A 14914-nucleotide genomic window follows, 5' to 3' on the forward strand; every position below is an offset into this window, starting at 1 on the left:
GATTATCTACCTAACTGCTTTTATTATAGTTATTGGATTCTTTGCCAAAAACATGTGTCCAGAAGGGATTTTTTTAGCATAAGAAATAAAAACATTAACGGCATCAACATTGTAACCTCTACTCTCAAATTCATTTATTATTTTAGCAGCATTTTCTAAAACAATTGTGTTAGCAACAATGTGATTTATTTTCTTTTTATCCAAAATTTCAATTATCTTTTCAATATTTTTTGTCCCACCTATAAAAGCTTTATTAAATTCTAATTTATCTAAAACATCTTCTGCCCTTCCCTTTATTATTTGGCAATTTTTAATATTAAATTTGGCTAAATTTTGTTTAGTTACTTCAATAGCGCCATCTAAATAATCTATAGCATAAACAAACTTGCATCTCTTTGCTATCTCAACTGTCATTCCTCCACTTCCACAACCAACATCAACAACAACGTCATCTTTATTTAAGTTTAATTTCCCAATACTCACAGCCCTAATTTCTTCTTTTGTTATTGGAACTCCTTCTCTTCTTATAAATTCTTCATCTGGAATCATATATTTCACCGAATCATAAATATGTTATGAAATAGTAATATATAGCAATAGGATTAAAAATGTAATTAAAATAAAAATAGGGGGAGGGGTATGAATTACTCAATAAGATTATTCAAAATTATGGGGATTCCAATAGAGCTTCATATAACCTTTATTTTATTTTTAGTGGTCATAATTGGACTGTCTATAATGAATAATAGCATATTTTGGGCAGTTCTCTTTATCTTATTATTTGTGTCTGTTGTTTTACATGAGTTAGGTCATAGTTATGTAGCTAAGAAGTATGGGGTAAAGATAGAAAAAATTTTGCTATTGCCGATTGGTGGAGTGGCGATGATGGATAAAATCCCAAAAGAGGGGGAGTTAAGGATAGGGATAGCTGGGCCTTTAGTTAGCTTTATTATTGGAATAGTTTTGTTAATTGTATCTCAATTTTTTGATATAAACATAAATGGATATCCTCTATTATATACTTTAAGCCTACTGAACTTAATGCTTGGAGGATTTAATTTAATTCCAGCATTTCCTATGGATGGCGGAAGAATATTGAGAGCTATATTGTCAAAAAAATATGGTTATTTGAAATCAACGAAGATAGCAGCAAATATTGGAAAGAGCTTGGCTTTAATAATGCTCTTATTTGGTCTCTTATCAATGAACATTATATTAATCTTGGTTAGTTTGTTTGTTTATTTTGGAGCTGAGCAAGAAAGTAGAGTGGTAGAAGTTGAGACAATATTTAAAAATATTAAGGCAAAGGACATTATGACGCCAAATCCAGTATATGTAACTCCAGATATGAGTATAGAGGAGTTCTTGGATTTTATGCTTAAACATAAGTATTTTGGATATCCTGTAGTTGAAAATGGGAAGTTAGTTGGCTGTATTGGAATAGGTAATATACATAAAAAAGAAGGAACTGTAAGGGATTATATGGAAAAGCCTGTTGTAGTTAGTGAAGATACTGATATAAAAGAGATTCTAAGAAAAATGGCTAATACAGATAGAGTATTTGTTGTAGAAGGTGGAAAATTAAAAGGAATCATATCAAAAACAGATATCTTGAGGGCTATGAGTATATTGGAGTTAAAAGAAGAGCTAAAAGATTAACTTACTCCTTCTTTTGTGGTTGCTTCCATTCCATGTAGCCACATTTTCCACATGCGTATCTGTTTAAGTGCTCAGCCATGAAAACTCCAGGACCACATCTTGGACAGGTCTTCTTCAATCTAATAACTTTATCTCCTTCAATCTTGTAGTATTTGTATTTTGCTGTTTTTTTCCCTTTTGTCATTATTCTCCCTCCTCAGCTGCTGTTTCTTCTTCTATTTTATTTTTTCTTAAAATGTGTTCTCTCTCAACTAATTTTAACATTTCCTCATTATCATACAATTTAGCATAACCTCTTGCTCTCTGCATTCCAGCTTCTTCAACAATTTTTTCAACTATTAATAAATCCTTATTTGCGTTTAATATTGCTGCAAGCTTTAACTTGACATCTTTGAAGGTTGGTGTAGGTCCATCGTGGTCTACAATGAATCTGTATTCTTTTCTCTTTAACAATGGATTGTATCTTTCTGATAATATTTTTATTTCCATATTATCCCCTCTCTCAAATTTTTTTGAATTGTTTTAATATTTCTTCAATTTCTTGTTTTAGTTTTTTATTTATTTTTAGAACAACGATTCCTTCATCTGGCTGTCCATATAGAACATAAGTTCCGATAGGAAAGTATTTGATAACAATTAAAGCAAGTAAATCTTCTTCACCATCAACCAGTAGGGCGATGTTTCTATCATTTATTGTAGATAGATATTTAATACTTTCTATTGCTTCATCAGATATGCATCCAGGAGGATTTTTTACTTTAATAACTTTTTTAAATACATGGTTTATTTTAACAGGAATATTTCTTCTGGTTTTTAAGTCAAAAATGGATAGTTTTGGGATTATGTTGTTTTCAATTGCAGTTTTTGTTACAATATCTCCAACAGTTACGATATCTCCATCTATATCTGGTAGTGTTTTATATACTTTTCCAAAGGGCTTTTTTAATTTTTCCCTCAACTCCTCTGGAAGCACCAGCATATCAATTCCTCTACTCTTTCACACTTAATGCATACTTTCCTTTAATATCTATTCCTGCCTTTTTAGCAATCTCTGATTTCTCTGGATTTATAACTATTAAAAGCCCTATCCAGTTTTCACTTGTTGGAGAGTGGCATATTGGACATATTTCATCATTTGTTAAGTATTTACATTTTAAACATGCTCTCATAAGCTCACCTTATTCTTGATTTTGCTTTTTAGCTTTTTCCTCCTCAATCCACTCTAATTTTCCCAAGTATGGCTGTCTCATGGTTAATGCTATCTTACTACCTCTCTTTCTTTCTGCCTTCAAACTTATAGCAACAATCCTTGCCCTAACATAATCTCCAATCTCCAAAACCTTTCCAGTCTCTTTTCCAATAATTGCCTCCCTCTTAGGGTCGTAAGATACATAGTCATCCATAATCTGTGAAACATGAATTAATCCATCTAAAGGTCCCAACCTTACAAAGCTACCAAACTCAACAACATCAACGACCTCTCCCTCAATAAGTTCATACATCTCTGGGATATAAACGAGAGTCTCAAATACAACTGGATGATATGCTGAACCATCACCATGCACTACTTTACCTTCTCCAATGTCTTTTACATCTACAATGGATAAAACAAATCCAACATCTTTATCTAATCTTCCTTCATATTTTTCCATGAGAATTTTTTTTACTGTCTCTTTTAAATCCTTACCAAACTCTTCTGGTGGAACTTTTACAACATCTGCAATCTCTAAAATTTTATACATAAGATATTCACCTCTGAATCAGTTAAATTTAATAAAAAAAGAGTAACTAATCGTCATATTAGTGAGATTATAAAAAACAATAAATAATTAATGTAATTATTAATTTTGCCACAAACCTATATTTATAATTAACCATACAAAAATTGTTATAAGTTATGAAACGAAAAGTATATATATGAGAAAATTCATTTTAAAGAGTGCTTACAACCTGAGATAAAGAGGACCCGTAGCCTAGCCTGGATAGGGCACCGGCCTTCTAAGCCGGGGGTCGGGGGTTCAAATCCCCTCGGGTCCGCCAATTTTTCTATTTTTTATCCGATTGCTCCGGTGGTGTAGTCCGGCCAATCATGCGGGCCTTTCGAGCCCGCGACCCGGGTTCAAATCCCGGCCGGAGCATCATTATATCATAAAAGTATATATCTATTTATTTAAATTAATAAAATAACTAATAACCATAAATGTTATTTTATAAATAATGCTACAGTAAGACATGAAAATTGGAAACAGAATGATATGATGGATACTTTCTTAAATACTTATCTTATTATTTTGTTGATAATATGGTTAATCTTAAAGAACTCTCCCAAAATGAAGTATTGGAACTTATAAATTATGTTAAATCATTAAGGAAGCAAAATTTTAGCTATTCTCAAATATCTAAAAAGATTGAAATTGAAAGGAATATTAAAATTTCCAAATCTACGATTATTAGATGGTGTAAAAATAGCAATAATCCATTCAATAAAACAAAATTTATAGATTTATCACCTTCTCCTGAGCTTTCTTATATAATAGGGGTTTATTTTGGAGATGCTAACATTTATTACAGAAAAAAGACAGGAAGTTACTATTTTAGGATTAAGGTTGTTGATAAAGACTTTGTAGATGTTGTTAAAAATAGTTTGATAAAAATTGGATTAAATCCAACAATTAGCTATGTGGAAGAGAAAACAAGAAGTAATAGGTGGCATGTTGAAGCGAGCAGTAAAAGTTTGTATAAATTTTTAAGTCAAAACAAAGAAGAACTTTTTAAAGTTGCTGAAAAGTATCCTGAAGATTTTTTAAGAGGATTTTTTGATAGCGAAGGATATGTTACTTCAAATAAAATAGCATTAGAAAATTATGATTTAGAACTTTTGGAATTTTCAAAAGAGCTGTTAAAAAAGTTGGATGTACATTCAACAATCCACATAGCAAAGAAAAAAGGAACTGAATCAAATATTAGAGGTGAAATTTACCATTATAAAGACGATTTTTATAGATTGTCAATCCATAGAAAAGAATCTGTTAGGAACTTTGCTATAAAAGTCAGTTTCTCTATAAAAAGAAAACGAGAAAGACTCCAAAAACTCTTGGAATCTATGGATAAACATTAATTCTTACATTTAAATATACAAATATAATATATCAAAATATAGAAATAGTAGCGGGGGGAGGATTTGAACCTCCGATCTCCGGGTTATGAGCCCGGCGGGATGGACCTGGCTACCCTACCCCGCTTCACTCAACTTTTAATCCAAAACAAGCGAAATTACTATAACTACAAACTAATATATAAAGGTTTTGGTTGTGTGTATATTAAAGACACAACCATAAAAATGAATTATAAGGATGCATCAAGCTTTGCAATTAGATTTTTAATCTCTTCAACCTTCTCTTTCATTGTTTTCTCATCATCTGCTTCTAAGTTTAATCTTAATAATGGTTCAGTATTTGAAGGTCTTAAATTAAACCAGAAGTTTTTACAATAAATAGATATTCCATCCAACTCCTCTAACTTGCAATCTTTAAAATGTTCCTTTATTTTTTCCATAATATATTTTTGGTCTTTAACTCTAAAGTTTATCTCTCCACTATGAGGATATTTGCTAAATTCCTTATTTAGTTCAGATAATGATTTATTTTCTTCATCCATAGCTTTTAAGATATAATTTAACGCCAGTAATGGACTTTCAAAGTAGCCAATCTCTTTAAAGTAAAAGTGATTACTCAACTCTCCAGCAAATTCAGCATCTATTTCATGCATTAATTTTTTTATAAAGTAATGCCCCACTCTACTTTTTATTGCTATGCCACCATACTTCTCAATAATTTCTGGAACTATTTTAGAACATCTTAAATCATAAACAATTTTGGCATTTGACTTTTCTTTTAAAATTTCTTTTGCTATTATGGCTGTTAATATATCTCCCCTCAAAACATTTCCGTTTTCATCAACTATTCCCAACCTATCTCCATCTCCGTCAAATATTAAACCTAATTCACAGTTATTTTTTTTAACTGCTCTTATAATATCTTTTAAGCATTCCATTTTTAGTGTGTCTGGTTGATGAGCAGGGAAATTGCCATCGGGATAATCATTTATAAAAACTGCGTTATCAAACAATTCATTCAAAATTTCTTTTTCAGCTATTGTAGTAGCTCCATTTGCAAAATCTACAGCTATTTTTTTATCTGAGGCTTTACATCTCTTTAAAAAGAATTTTTTATACTCCTCTATAATATTAACCTTTAAATCATCTAAATTTAGGTTTTTAGCTTCTTCTTTTATACTTTCTGTTAATTCATATTTTTTGAATATTGGTTTTATCTCTTCTATTGGTGACAGAGGAATAGCTTCTTTATCACACATCTTAAATCCAGTGTATTCTGGAGGGTTATGAGATGCTGTTAATATAACTCCTAAATCATATTTTCCTTTAGTTCCGAAATACATTAAAGGGGTTGAAATAGTTCCGGCATAAAATACATCCGCATATTCTTTCAAACCAACTATAAAATAGGGTAAAAGCTCTTTGGAACCAATTCTAACGTCATTTCCAACTAATATCTTTTTATTTTCAAATTTTTTACCAATGCACTTTCCTAAGGAATAGGCAAAGTTCTCATCTAACTCTCTACCATAGATTCCTCTAATATCATAGGCTTTAAATACCATCAAATCACCAAACACAAATTTTAAATATTGATATCTGATATTTCTATATTAAAACTTTAACATTAATATCAAATAAAACAATAAAAATTTGTAAATGTGAGAATATGGAATTATTTAAAGACATAAAGAATCTTGGAAAACTTGTAAGGTTGGAGAGAATATTTAACAGAGAAAGTGAAAAAACTGTAATTGTTCCAATGGACCATGGGGTATCAAACGGTCCAATTAAGGGGCTTATAGATATAAGAAAAACCGTAAATGATGTTGCCGAAGGAGGAGCTAATGCTGTCCTCTTACATAAGGGAATTGTAAGACATGGACACAGAGGATATGGCAAAGATGTTGGTTTAATCATCCATCTCTCTGGTGGAACTGCAATATCACCAAATCCATTGAAGAAGGTTATTGTTACAACTGTTGAAGAAGCTATCAGAATGGGTGCTGATGCTGTCTCAATTCACGTAAATGTTGGTTCAGATGAAGATTGGGAAGCATACAGAGATTTGGGGATGATAGCTGAAACATGTGAATACTGGGGAATGCCGTTAATTGCTATGATGTATCCAAGAGGAAAACACATTCAAAATGAGAGAGACCCTGAATTAGTTGCTCATGCAGCAAGATTGGGAGCTGAGTTAGGAGCTGACATAGTTAAAACAAGTTATACTGGAGATATTGATTCATTTAGAGATGTTGTTAAGGGTTGTCCAGCTCCAGTTGTGGTTGCTGGAGGGCCAAAGACAAACACAGATGAAGAGTTCTTGCAAATGATTAAAGATGCTATGGAGGCTGGAGCTGCTGGTGTTGCAGTGGGTAGAAATATCTTCCAGCATGATGATGTTGTTGGCATAACAAGAGCTGTTTGTAAGATAGTCCATGAAAATGCAGACGTTGAGGAGGCGTTAAAAGAGATTAGGAAGAAATAAATTCCTTTATTTTTATCCTTTTTATTTTAATTTTTTATTTTTAGATAAATATATTTAAATACTTAAATATAAAAAATAAAAAAGAAATTTAAAAATTTTGATTTATTCTCTTCTAAATCTTCCCATCATTCTCATTCCGCATCTTCTACCTCTCCCAGGGCCTAATCCTCTTCCCCCAGCATCTATTCTGTGAATAAATGTTGCAGGAGCTCCACAGTATGGACAAACGTCTGGTTTTGGAACTCCATAAGGAACTTCTATAACTTTCTGACATTTTGCACATAAAAATCTTTTCATTTCCATTATATCACTTAATCTTTCTTTAATTCGTCTAATCTCTTTTTAATTCTTGCTAATTCTTCTTCTAACATTCTTTTCTCTTCTTCTAATTCTTTTATAGTTTCTTCTAAGTATCTTCTTTCATCTACCTCTGCGTATCCTGGAACATAGCCTCTGTATAAATCCCATGCATGAACTAAAGCCCCAGTTTTCTCATCAACATAGAATGCATGTGGCCCTAAACCACATCTGCATGGCCCTACGTATCTGTATCTGCCTCCAACTGTGCTAACTGGGAAGTATCTCCAAAATCCTCTACCTCTGCCAAACCATCCTCTTCCCCATCCAAACATATTATCACCTCATATTTTCTAATCATTTTTTTCTAATAATACACATATGTGTAAAAATATAAAAACTTTTCGGTTTTGTGCATTATAGTGTCATATACATACACAAATAACTATATAAAGAATAAATGACAATTTTAAATTAGGTTTAATGTTTTAAACAATTTATTAGAGGGGTATTATGAATAAAATTAGGTATCCAGCAGTTGCAGGATTATTTTATCCTTCACATCCTGATGAACTCATAGATATGATTGAGCAGTGCTATTTACACAAATTTGGACCAAAGTCAATGCCAGTTCATGGAACTTATGAAAAACCTATAGGTTTGCTCTGTCCTCATGCTGGCTATGTTTATTCAGGACCTATACAAGCCCACTCTTATTATGAGTTATCAAAGAGAGTTGATGCCCTTGAAGAAACAACTGTTGTTATTTTAGGGCCCAATCATACTGGGTTAGGTTCAGGAGTTAGTGTAATGGACGGAATTTGGAGAACTCCTTTGGGAGATGTGAAGTGTGATGAAGAATTTGTTGAGGAGCTTTGGAGGAAATGTGAGATAGTTGATTTAGATGAAACTGCCCATCTAAATGAACATTCTATTGAGGTCCAATTACCATTCTTAAAGCATTTAGAGCTGTTAAATATTGCTAAATTTAAAATAGTCCCAATATGTATGATGTTTCAAGATTATGAGACAGCTGTAGAAGTTGGTTATTTCATAGCTAAAATTGCTAAGGAATTGAACAGAAGAATTGTTGTAATTGCTTCCTCCGATTTAACTCACTATGAACCACAGGAAATTGCTTCAAAAAAGGATGCAATTGTTATTAAAGATATTTTAGAGATGAATGAAAAAGAATTGTATGAGGATGTTGTAAATTACAACATCTCAATGTGCGGATATGGGCCAGTAATAGCTATGTTAAAAGCCATGAAGACCTTAGGAGCTGAAAAAGCTAAATTATTGGCTTATGCGACATCTGGAGATATAACTGGAGATTATTCAGCAGTTGTTGGTTACGCATCAGCAATTGTTGAGTAAATTTCTATAAAATAAAAAAATAATAAATTTATTTATTATTTTTAAATCTTCCCTTCTAAAACAAGCTTTGCAAATGTTTCAAAACTCCTGTCATAAGTTTTTTCTACATCATCTGGAAAACAGCATGCTGGCAACTGTCTATTTTTTAAATGGTAATGTAAGCATTCACAACACATTCCTTTTTTAGAACAAGCTGGGTAACTACAGTTGCATCTTTTTAAGTTGATTTCTTTATTTGGACATTCCATCTTATCACCAAATTTTTAATTTTCTTGATTTTCTTCTAAGCTCTTTAAGAAGTTTGCTATCTTATTAACTAAAATTTCCGCCTCTTCTTCATTTGTTGGATATTTAACTCTTAATATTGGGATATTTTTCCTTCTAACTAAATATAGAGTTAGTTCATTTGTTCTTTGGCAGCCAATACATCCAAAGGCTATTGGTGCATCATCCATTATTATCGCTGCCTCTGCCTCTTCAATTAATGGCCCAATTAAAGCCATCCTTCCTCTAACACCAGAAGGAACTTCCACAGCCGCATACTTCAAACCTTTCTTAGGCTCTTCGTCTGTTATATTCATTGGTGGGCTGTCTATTTCAGGATTTCTGACTAATTTTCCTATAACTATATTCAAGTTTAAAGGCTTGTGTCCAAATCTCTCAACCAAATCTGTTAGAATTAAGCTATTTGGTGGGTATATGAATATTTTTTTCATTCTATCACCTTAAAAGTTTATTTTACAAGCATAAAAGGGATATAATTATTATTTTGGAAATGCATCTTCTGGTAAAAACTTATACAAGCATAGGAGGATACCTCCTATTGCTATACCACACGTCCATCAAGTTGGGGCTTTTCAGCCCCAATTAATGTCCAATATTTTTGCGAAGTATTAATAATTAACATTTTTTATTTTGGAAATGCATCTTCTGGTAAAAATTTGTATAATTCAGGTCTTCTTGAAATAGCCACAATATCTTCAAATATTCCAGCTGTTATATCAACTACACCAATAGCTCCTAAAACATTATCTCCATCTTTTATTGGAGCCACTATAACAGGAAGTCCTGCATAAGGGCCTATAATAGGTGTAGCTCTAACAACTTCACCTTTTTCAATAGCTACTTTTAAAACATAACCTTCGTAATTCGTATCTACAACCTCCCCTTTTTCCAACCTAACTCCAGGCTTGTTTTTGCTTCTCATAGCAACAGGGAGTTTATTAACCAATATATGGACAGCCTGAGCAATAGGCATTAATTCCTTTGCTTCAGAATTTTCAGATATGGTTATCATAATTTTCACCTAAAAATCTTTAAGTAGTAGTTCAATAATTTTAACTTTAAAGTTACTCTATATAAACAATTTTTGCTAATCTACTATATAAAGGGTTCAAACAGTTATTGTTCTAATACTTAATGTTCAATTTATTCAAATCATTAAGTTATTCTTAAAAATTTTGGGTGGTAAAATGGAGAAGATTACATGTGTAGGGCATACTGCCCTTGATTATATCTTCAATGTAGAAAAATTTCCAGAACCGAATACTTCAATTCAAATTCCTTCGGCGAGAAAGTATTATGGTGGAGCAGCGGCAAATACAGCAGTGGGAATAAAAAAACTTGGTGTTAATTCAGAGCTTTTATCATGTGTTGGCTATGATTTTAAAAATAGTGGATATGAGAGGTATTTAAAGAATTTGGATATAAATATTTCTAAACTTTACTATTCTGAAGAAGAAGAAACACCAAAGGCATGGATATTTACAGACAAGGATAACAATCAGATAACTTTCTTTTTATGGGGAGCTGCTAAGCATTATAAGGAACTAAACCCACCAAACTTCAATACAGAAATTGTCCATATAGCCACTGGAGACCCAGAGTTCAACTTAAAATGTGCAAAAAAAGCTTATGGAAACAATTTGGTCTCTTTCGACCCCGGACAGGACTTACCTCAATACTCAAAAGAAATGTTGTTGGAAATTATTGAGCATACAAACTTTTTATTTATGAATAAACATGAATTTGAGAGAGCATCTAATTTATTAAATTTTGAAATTGATGATTATTTAGAGAGGGTTGATGCCCTTATAGTAACAAAAGGTTCTAAGGGTAGTGTAATATACACTAAAGATAAAAAAATAGAAATTCCTTGTATTAAAGCAGGGAAAGTTATAGACCCAACAGGTGCTGGAGACAGCTATAGAGCTGGATTTTTATCTGCCTATGTCAAAGGGTATGATTTAGAGAAATGTGGTTTAATTGGTGCTGCAACTGCCTCATTTGTTGTTGAGGCAAAGGGATGCCAAACTAATTTACCAACATGGGATAAGGTTGTTGAGAGATTAGAAAAACACCGAATATAAAATATAATTTTTTGAGGGATGTCTATGGATATAGTAGAAAGAATAAACAAATTAAAAGAAGAAAAAAATGCAGTAATATTGGCTCACAATTATCAACCAAAGGAGATACAGAAAATAGCTGATTTTCTTGGAGATTCATTAGAGTTGTGTATAAAGGCAAAAGAAACAGATGCTGACATAATAGTATTTTGTGGAGTAGATTTTATGGGAGAGTCAGCAAAAATTTTGAATCCAGAGAAAAAAGTTTTGATGCCAGAGATTGAAGGAACCCAATGCCCAATGGCTCACCAACTACCCCCAGAGATTATAAAGAAGTATAGAGAGCTTTATCCAGAGGCTCCATTGGTTGTTTATGTGAATACAACAGCAGAGACAAAAGCATTAGCTGATATTACATGCACATCAGCAAATGCAGATAGAGTAGTTAATTCCTTGGATGCTGATACAGTTTTATTTGGTCCGGATAACAACTTAGCTTATTATGTGCAAAAAAGAACTGATAAAAAAGTTATAGCTATTCCTGAAGGGGGAGGTTGTTATGTGCATAAAAAATTCACAATAGATGATTTAAAGAGAGTTAAAAGCAAATATCCAAATGCTAAAGTTTTAATTCATCCAGAATGTAGTCCAGAATTGCAAGATAATGCTGATTACATAGCAAGCACAAGTGGAATATTGAGGATTGTTTTAGAGTCAGATGATGAAGAGTTTATAATTGGCACTGAAGTTGGAATGATAAATAGATTGGAGATAGAGCTTGAAAAATTGGGTAAAAAGAAAACCTTAATTCCATTGAGGAAAGATGCTATTTGCCACGAGATGAAAAGAATAACATTGGAGAAGATAGAAAAATGTTTATTAGAGGAGAGATATGAAATTAAATTAGAGAAAGAGATTATTGAAAAAGCTCAAAAAGCTATTGAAAGAATGCTTAGAATTTAGTGTCTTTCAAAAAATAAAAATTTATTAATGAACTTTTGAACGCCTTCCAAAGGAAGACGTTCGTTAGTGCAAATGGTTATCCAAGAAGTTTTGAAAGACACTAATAAATAGTGATATTATGAGAGTAGAAGAAACAGAAGTTTTTAAAAAATATTTTAAAAATCTAACGGATAGAGAGAGGGCAGTGTTTGAAGGGGGGATTACCTTAGGAGCTTTATTTCACCAATTTGTAGGCACTCCAGTAAGTAAATACAATAAGGAATCTTTAGAAAGAGCTATAGAGGAAGCTATGAAAAATCAGCCATGTGTATATGATATAAAGGTAAAAATTAGAAATGTTGGGGAAAAATATGTCTCTTTAGATGGAAAGATGTTAGATGTCGATTTAAAAATTAAAATAAATAAAACAGTTGCTCATTTAAAACTTGAATATATCCCAGAAATTGACTATCCTCTAATGTATGTCAAAAAGTTTGAGGAATAAATATTTATTTTAAAGACTTAATAATTATCTTATATTAGATAAAGGATATTGAGGTGGAGTAAATGAAAAAACTTATTTTCGTAGTTTTGTTACTTGCAGTAATTAGCTATACTTACCCCTCAAATTTAGATTATAAATATACAAGCTCAATTCCAATAGAATTTGTTAAACTATCTGAAATTAAGAATGTTGATGAACTCAATAGATTGTTAAACTCCAATGCTTTAGTTATCTTCTGTCTTGATAGTAATAACATAAATAAAGATATCTTATACCATCTTGGAATAAAAAGATATAACCCATCAGAAATCCCTGATTATGGAAATTATTCTTATGTTAGTATAAACGGGGTTATTGTAGTTTATCCAAAGTATAGTGTTTATGAGGAAAATGGAGCTTTAATATATAACCCACCAAAGGAAGAAAACTATAGTAAATATGAGTTTGTAAGACCATATAAAATTAAGGTTCCAAATGTTTCAAAAATTCCTGACTATGGTGGATATGTATTAATAGAAAACTCAACCTTTATTCTCTATCCAAAAAAATACATCATTAGAGGAGATGAAGGGGGAATATACTATATTCCTCCAAAAAACAGTTCTGATAACTATTATTATAAATACTCTTACAACCTTCCAGAAAAATGCATCCCCGATTATTACGATTATGTGTTTATTGATAATAACGGCATTTTCATAATATATCCAAAAAAGTATGTTGTTAGGAGTAATGATGGGGTTTTAGTATTTAGCCCTCCAGTGGATGCTAAAGAAGCCCCAATTTATAAAATTGATTATAAGAAAATAGATGAGGGTGTCTATGAAATTAAAAAGAATAAGCTTCTCTTTCTGTATCCTACAACTCTAAACAACAAATCAACTCTTGATATTATTGGAGAATATATAGCCAAAAATGGAGGGGTTTTTGCATACATAAACAAAGTTCCACCGTATTATAAGCATATGCTTGCTACGGGGGTAGCTATAGATAAAGTAATTCCAGATGAAAGTGGAAGTTATGCTATAGATGTTGCAGGAAGGAAGATTAAAGTTGATGTGTTGGATGATGAGATAATAAACAATAAATTAAAATGTATAAAAGCATTAAAAGCTTTAGGAATAAATGTAAGTTACATAGTGACTGGTAGTGAAGGTATTGATATTGTTGAAAAATCTAATGTAGATACAGATGAACTTGAGGATTTATACAATTATTATTGGTTTAAAAAATGGTGGCAGAATTATACTCATCTCTACTTCAATCCTTCACAATTAAAAAATATTGAATTTAATGGTTTTGAAGACATATTGGCTTTAAGCTATTATCCTCTAATTTATGTGGATAAAGCACCAGAAACATTTAGAAATGACCCTATTGGCGGTTATTATCCAAAGGTTATAAGTTATAAAGGAACAAAAAATTATGGATATTGGGAAGAAGGGGCTAAAAGTGAAAATGTTTATTATCATTTAGATGAAGGCGAGCCATATTGGGATGGAAAAGCTAATGAGCCATCGAAATGGTATTATGAAGGGCAGCCAGTTTCAATGGAAAATGATAGTGAAATGTGGAATAGATATGAATATTTCAATCACTGGTTTGTTAAAAATTATGCTTATGCATTAGCAAATGGCTGTGATGGCTTATTCTTAGAAAGTTCAGACAAAAACTTAATAGATGCAATTTTTGGAAATGATAATGAAAACCTAAGTTGGAAATTAGATATAAAAAATAAAGTTGATTATGTGGTAATTCCAGGAAACAAAGGATTTGAAGTTATTAATGGAATCCCTGTCATCAGAATTCCATCTCCTTTAAAAGAAGTTTATGGAGCAAATGTTATTAATACTCTCTATATTCCACCAAAAGATGAAGACTTCGGAATCTATATTTCAGATATTAGAAACTATAATACAAACTTGGTTGTTGAATTAAAAGAGAATGGAACTGATATAGTGTCATTCAAAGACTTAGCTGATTGGCTTAATAAGTATTATAGAAACAATATCTTCTATAATGGAACTGCTATAAAGATATGGGACAACAGAGGGATAAAAATCACCATCTTTAAAAAGAACTTTGGTATGGGTAACTATACCTTTGAGGAGTTTGATAAAGAACATTGTAAATATGTGATAGTAAATCCACCTAAAATAATTCCACTTAAATAAAATTTT

General features: G+C 31.5%; 20 protein-coding genes and 3 tRNA genes. 10 read left to right on the plus strand and 13 right to left on the minus strand.

The annotated features are described in order from the left end of the window. Positions 1-6: 6 nt before the first annotated feature. Positions 7-549 carry a precorrin-6Y C5,15-methyltransferase (decarboxylating) subunit CbiT gene (gene cbiT, locus MJ_RS02055; protein ID WP_064496481.1) on the minus strand — a complete coding sequence of 181 codons (543 nt, stop codon included), beginning with the start codon at positions 547-549 and terminating at the stop codon, positions 7-9. A 90-nt stretch (positions 550-639) separates the two neighbouring features. Between cbiT and MJ_RS02060 the strand changes: the two genes are divergently transcribed. Continuing rightward, on the plus strand, positions 640-1659 hold the full coding sequence (locus MJ_RS02060) for a M50 family metallopeptidase (protein WP_010869891.1): 1020 nt from the start codon (positions 640-642) through the stop codon (positions 1657-1659). A 1-nt stretch (position 1660) separates the two neighbouring features. Here MJ_RS02060 and MJ_RS02065 read toward each other — a convergent pair whose 3' ends face one another. The 5 genes from MJ_RS02065 to rpoE are packed head-to-tail and all read right to left on the minus strand — an operon-like array spanning position 1661 to position 3401. Further along, complete coding sequence (locus MJ_RS02065; protein WP_010869892.1) at positions 1661-1843, minus strand: 30S ribosomal protein S27ae; 183 nt, start codon at positions 1841-1843, stop codon at positions 1661-1663. Beyond that, a complete protein-coding gene (locus MJ_RS02070) occupies positions 1843-2148 on the minus strand; it encodes a 30S ribosomal protein S24e (RefSeq protein WP_010869893.1) in 306 nt (101 codons plus the stop codon). The genes MJ_RS02065 and MJ_RS02070 overlap by 1 nt, the downstream gene beginning before the upstream one ends. A 13-nt stretch (positions 2149-2161) precedes the next feature. After that, positions 2162-2638, minus strand: coding sequence for a GTP-dependent dephospho-CoA kinase family protein (locus MJ_RS02075; RefSeq protein ID WP_010869894.1), 477 nt, complete (start codon positions 2636-2638; stop codon positions 2162-2164). A gap of 10 nt (positions 2639-2648) precedes the next feature. Continuing rightward, positions 2649-2828, minus strand: a complete 180-nt coding sequence (spt4, locus tag MJ_RS02080) for a transcription elongation factor subunit Spt4 (protein WP_010869895.1) — start codon at positions 2826-2828, stop codon at positions 2649-2651. Between the two features lie 9 nt (positions 2829-2837). Then, on the minus strand, positions 2838-3401 hold the full coding sequence (rpoE, locus tag MJ_RS02085) for a DNA-directed RNA polymerase (protein ID WP_010869896.1): 564 nt from the start codon (positions 3399-3401) through the stop codon (positions 2838-2840). A gap of 220 nt (positions 3402-3621) precedes the next feature. On the opposite strand from rpoE, the gene MJ_RS02090 reads away from it, so the two are divergent. The 3 genes from MJ_RS02090 (at position 3622) to MJ_RS02100 (ending at position 4777) form a co-directional block, all read left to right on the plus strand. Beyond that, a tRNA-Arg gene (locus tag MJ_RS02090) sits at positions 3622-3699 on the plus strand. A gap of 23 nt (positions 3700-3722) precedes the next feature. Continuing rightward, positions 3723-3797: transfer RNA gene (locus MJ_RS02095), tRNA-Glu, on the plus strand. A gap of 164 nt (positions 3798-3961) precedes the next feature. Further along, complete coding sequence (locus MJ_RS02100) at positions 3962-4777, plus strand: LAGLIDADG family homing endonuclease (protein ID WP_010869897.1); 816 nt, start codon at positions 3962-3964, stop codon at positions 4775-4777. Positions 4778-4825: 48 nt separating this feature from the next. Here MJ_RS02100 and MJ_RS02105 read toward each other — a convergent pair. Next, positions 4826-4901, minus strand: a tRNA-Met gene (locus MJ_RS02105). Positions 4902-5004: 103 nt separating this feature from the next. Next, positions 5005-6339, minus strand: a complete 1335-nt coding sequence (locus MJ_RS02110) for a phosphomannomutase/phosphoglucomutase (protein ID WP_064496482.1) — start codon at positions 6337-6339, stop codon at positions 5005-5007. A 104-nt stretch (positions 6340-6443) separates the two neighbouring features. Here MJ_RS02110 and MJ_RS02115 point away from each other — a divergent pair, with 104 nt between their 5' ends. Beyond that, entirely contained in the window at positions 6444-7265 is an 822-nt protein-coding gene (locus MJ_RS02115) for a 2-amino-3,7-dideoxy-D-threo-hept-6-ulosonate synthase (RefSeq protein ID WP_010869899.1), read from the plus strand. Positions 7266-7367: 102 nt separating this feature from the next. Here the strand turns inward: MJ_RS02115 and MJ_RS02120 are convergent, their stop codons facing one another. Next, positions 7368-7568 carry a hypothetical protein gene (locus MJ_RS02120; protein WP_010869900.1) on the minus strand — a complete coding sequence of 67 codons (201 nt, stop codon included), beginning with the start codon at positions 7566-7568 and terminating at the stop codon, positions 7368-7370. An 8-nt stretch (positions 7569-7576) separates the two neighbouring features. Continuing rightward, positions 7577-7897, minus strand: a complete 321-nt coding sequence (locus tag MJ_RS02125; protein ID WP_010869901.1) for a hypothetical protein — start codon at positions 7895-7897, stop codon at positions 7577-7579. A 178-nt stretch (positions 7898-8075) separates the two neighbouring features. On the opposite strand from MJ_RS02125, the gene amrB reads away from it, so the two are divergent. Beyond that, a complete protein-coding gene (gene amrB / locus MJ_RS02130; protein ID WP_010869902.1) occupies positions 8076-8939 on the plus strand; it encodes an AmmeMemoRadiSam system protein B in 864 nt (287 codons plus the stop codon). Positions 8940-8980: 41 nt separating this feature from the next. On the opposite strand, the gene MJ_RS02135 is transcribed toward amrB, so the two are convergent. The 3 genes from MJ_RS02135 to MJ_RS02145 form a co-directional block, all read right to left on the minus strand. Next, positions 8981-9187, minus strand: coding sequence for a DUF6485 family protein (locus MJ_RS02135; protein WP_064496483.1), 207 nt, complete (start codon positions 9185-9187; stop codon positions 8981-8983). A gap of 15 nt (positions 9188-9202) precedes the next feature. Beyond that, on the minus strand, positions 9203-9655 hold the full coding sequence (locus MJ_RS02140) for a methanogenesis marker 5 protein (RefSeq protein ID WP_010869903.1): 453 nt from the start codon (positions 9653-9655) through the stop codon (positions 9203-9205). 194 nt (positions 9656-9849) lie between these two features. Then, entirely contained in the window at positions 9850-10236 is a 387-nt protein-coding gene (locus MJ_RS02145; protein WP_064496484.1) for a DUF2111 domain-containing protein, read from the minus strand. A gap of 175 nt (positions 10237-10411) precedes the next feature. On the opposite strand from MJ_RS02145, the gene MJ_RS02150 reads away from it, so the two are divergent. From MJ_RS02150 to MJ_RS02165, 4 genes are all read left to right on the plus strand, one after another. After that, positions 10412-11308 carry a carbohydrate kinase family protein gene (locus tag MJ_RS02150; protein WP_064496485.1) on the plus strand — a complete coding sequence of 299 codons (897 nt, stop codon included), beginning with the start codon at positions 10412-10414 and terminating at the stop codon, positions 11306-11308. 24 nt (positions 11309-11332) lie between these two features. Beyond that, positions 11333-12250 (plus strand): quinolinate synthase, encoded by a 918-nt coding sequence (gene nadA / locus MJ_RS02155; RefSeq protein WP_064496486.1) that lies wholly within the window; start codon positions 11333-11335, stop codon positions 12248-12250. A 118-nt stretch (positions 12251-12368) separates the two neighbouring features. Beyond that, positions 12369-12734, plus strand: coding sequence for a dihydroneopterin aldolase (gene mptD, locus MJ_RS02160; protein ID WP_010869907.1), 366 nt, complete (start codon positions 12369-12371; stop codon positions 12732-12734). 62 nt (positions 12735-12796) lie between these two features. Further along, the gene (locus MJ_RS02165) at positions 12797-14908 is read left to right on the plus strand and encodes a hypothetical protein (protein ID WP_010869908.1); all 2112 of its coding nucleotides are present in this window, start codon (positions 12797-12799) and stop codon (positions 14906-14908) included. The last annotated feature ends 6 nt before the right edge of the window (positions 14909-14914 follow it).

Source organism: Methanocaldococcus jannaschii DSM 2661, assembly GCF_000091665.1.
Classification (GTDB): Archaea; AGJL01; Methanococci; order Methanococcales; family Methanocaldococcaceae; genus Methanocaldococcus; species Methanocaldococcus jannaschii.

Excerpts from the sequence above, each read along its gene's own strand:
- cbiT (WP_064496481.1), bottom strand. The coding sequence starts at position 549 with ATGATTCCAGATGAAGAATTTATAAGAAGAGAAGGAGTTCCAATAACA.
- MJ_RS02060 (WP_010869891.1), top strand. The coding sequence starts at position 640 with ATGAATTACTCAATAAGATTATTCAAAATTATGGGGATTCCAATAGAG.
- MJ_RS02065 (WP_010869892.1), bottom strand. The coding sequence starts at position 1,843 with ATGACAAAAGGGAAAAAAACAGCAAAATACAAATACTACAAGATTGAA.
- MJ_RS02070 (WP_010869893.1), bottom strand. The coding sequence starts at position 2,148 with ATGGAAATAAAAATATTATCAGAAAGATACAATCCATTGTTAAAGAGA.
- MJ_RS02075 (WP_010869894.1), bottom strand. The coding sequence starts at position 2,638 with ATGCTGGTGCTTCCAGAGGAGTTGAGGGAAAAATTAAAAAAGCCCTTT.
- spt4 (WP_010869895.1), bottom strand. The coding sequence starts at position 2,828 with ATGAGAGCATGTTTAAAATGTAAATACTTAACAAATGATGAAATATGT.
- rpoE (WP_010869896.1), bottom strand. The coding sequence starts at position 3,401 with ATGTATAAAATTTTAGAGATTGCAGATGTTGTAAAAGTTCCACCAGAA.
- MJ_RS02100 (WP_010869897.1), top strand. The coding sequence starts at position 3,962 with ATGGTTAATCTTAAAGAACTCTCCCAAAATGAAGTATTGGAACTTATA.
- MJ_RS02110 (WP_064496482.1), bottom strand. The coding sequence starts at position 6,339 with ATGGTATTTAAAGCCTATGATATTAGAGGAATCTATGGTAGAGAGTTA.
- MJ_RS02115 (WP_010869899.1), top strand. The coding sequence starts at position 6,444 with ATGGAATTATTTAAAGACATAAAGAATCTTGGAAAACTTGTAAGGTTG.
- MJ_RS02120 (WP_010869900.1), bottom strand. The coding sequence starts at position 7,568 with ATGGAAATGAAAAGATTTTTATGTGCAAAATGTCAGAAAGTTATAGAA.
- MJ_RS02125 (WP_010869901.1), bottom strand. The coding sequence starts at position 7,897 with ATGTTTGGATGGGGAAGAGGATGGTTTGGCAGAGGTAGAGGATTTTGG.
- amrB (WP_010869902.1), top strand. The coding sequence starts at position 8,076 with ATGAATAAAATTAGGTATCCAGCAGTTGCAGGATTATTTTATCCTTCA.
- MJ_RS02135 (WP_064496483.1), bottom strand. The coding sequence starts at position 9,187 with ATGGAATGTCCAAATAAAGAAATCAACTTAAAAAGATGCAACTGTAGT.
- MJ_RS02140 (WP_010869903.1), bottom strand. The coding sequence starts at position 9,655 with ATGAAAAAAATATTCATATACCCACCAAATAGCTTAATTCTAACAGAT.
- MJ_RS02145 (WP_064496484.1), bottom strand. The coding sequence starts at position 10,236 with ATGATAACCATATCTGAAAATTCTGAAGCAAAGGAATTAATGCCTATT.
- MJ_RS02150 (WP_064496485.1), top strand. The coding sequence starts at position 10,412 with ATGGAGAAGATTACATGTGTAGGGCATACTGCCCTTGATTATATCTTC.
- nadA (WP_064496486.1), top strand. The coding sequence starts at position 11,333 with ATGGATATAGTAGAAAGAATAAACAAATTAAAAGAAGAAAAAAATGCA.
- mptD (WP_010869907.1), top strand. The coding sequence starts at position 12,369 with ATGAGAGTAGAAGAAACAGAAGTTTTTAAAAAATATTTTAAAAATCTA.
- MJ_RS02165 (WP_010869908.1), top strand. The coding sequence starts at position 12,797 with ATGAAAAAACTTATTTTCGTAGTTTTGTTACTTGCAGTAATTAGCTAT.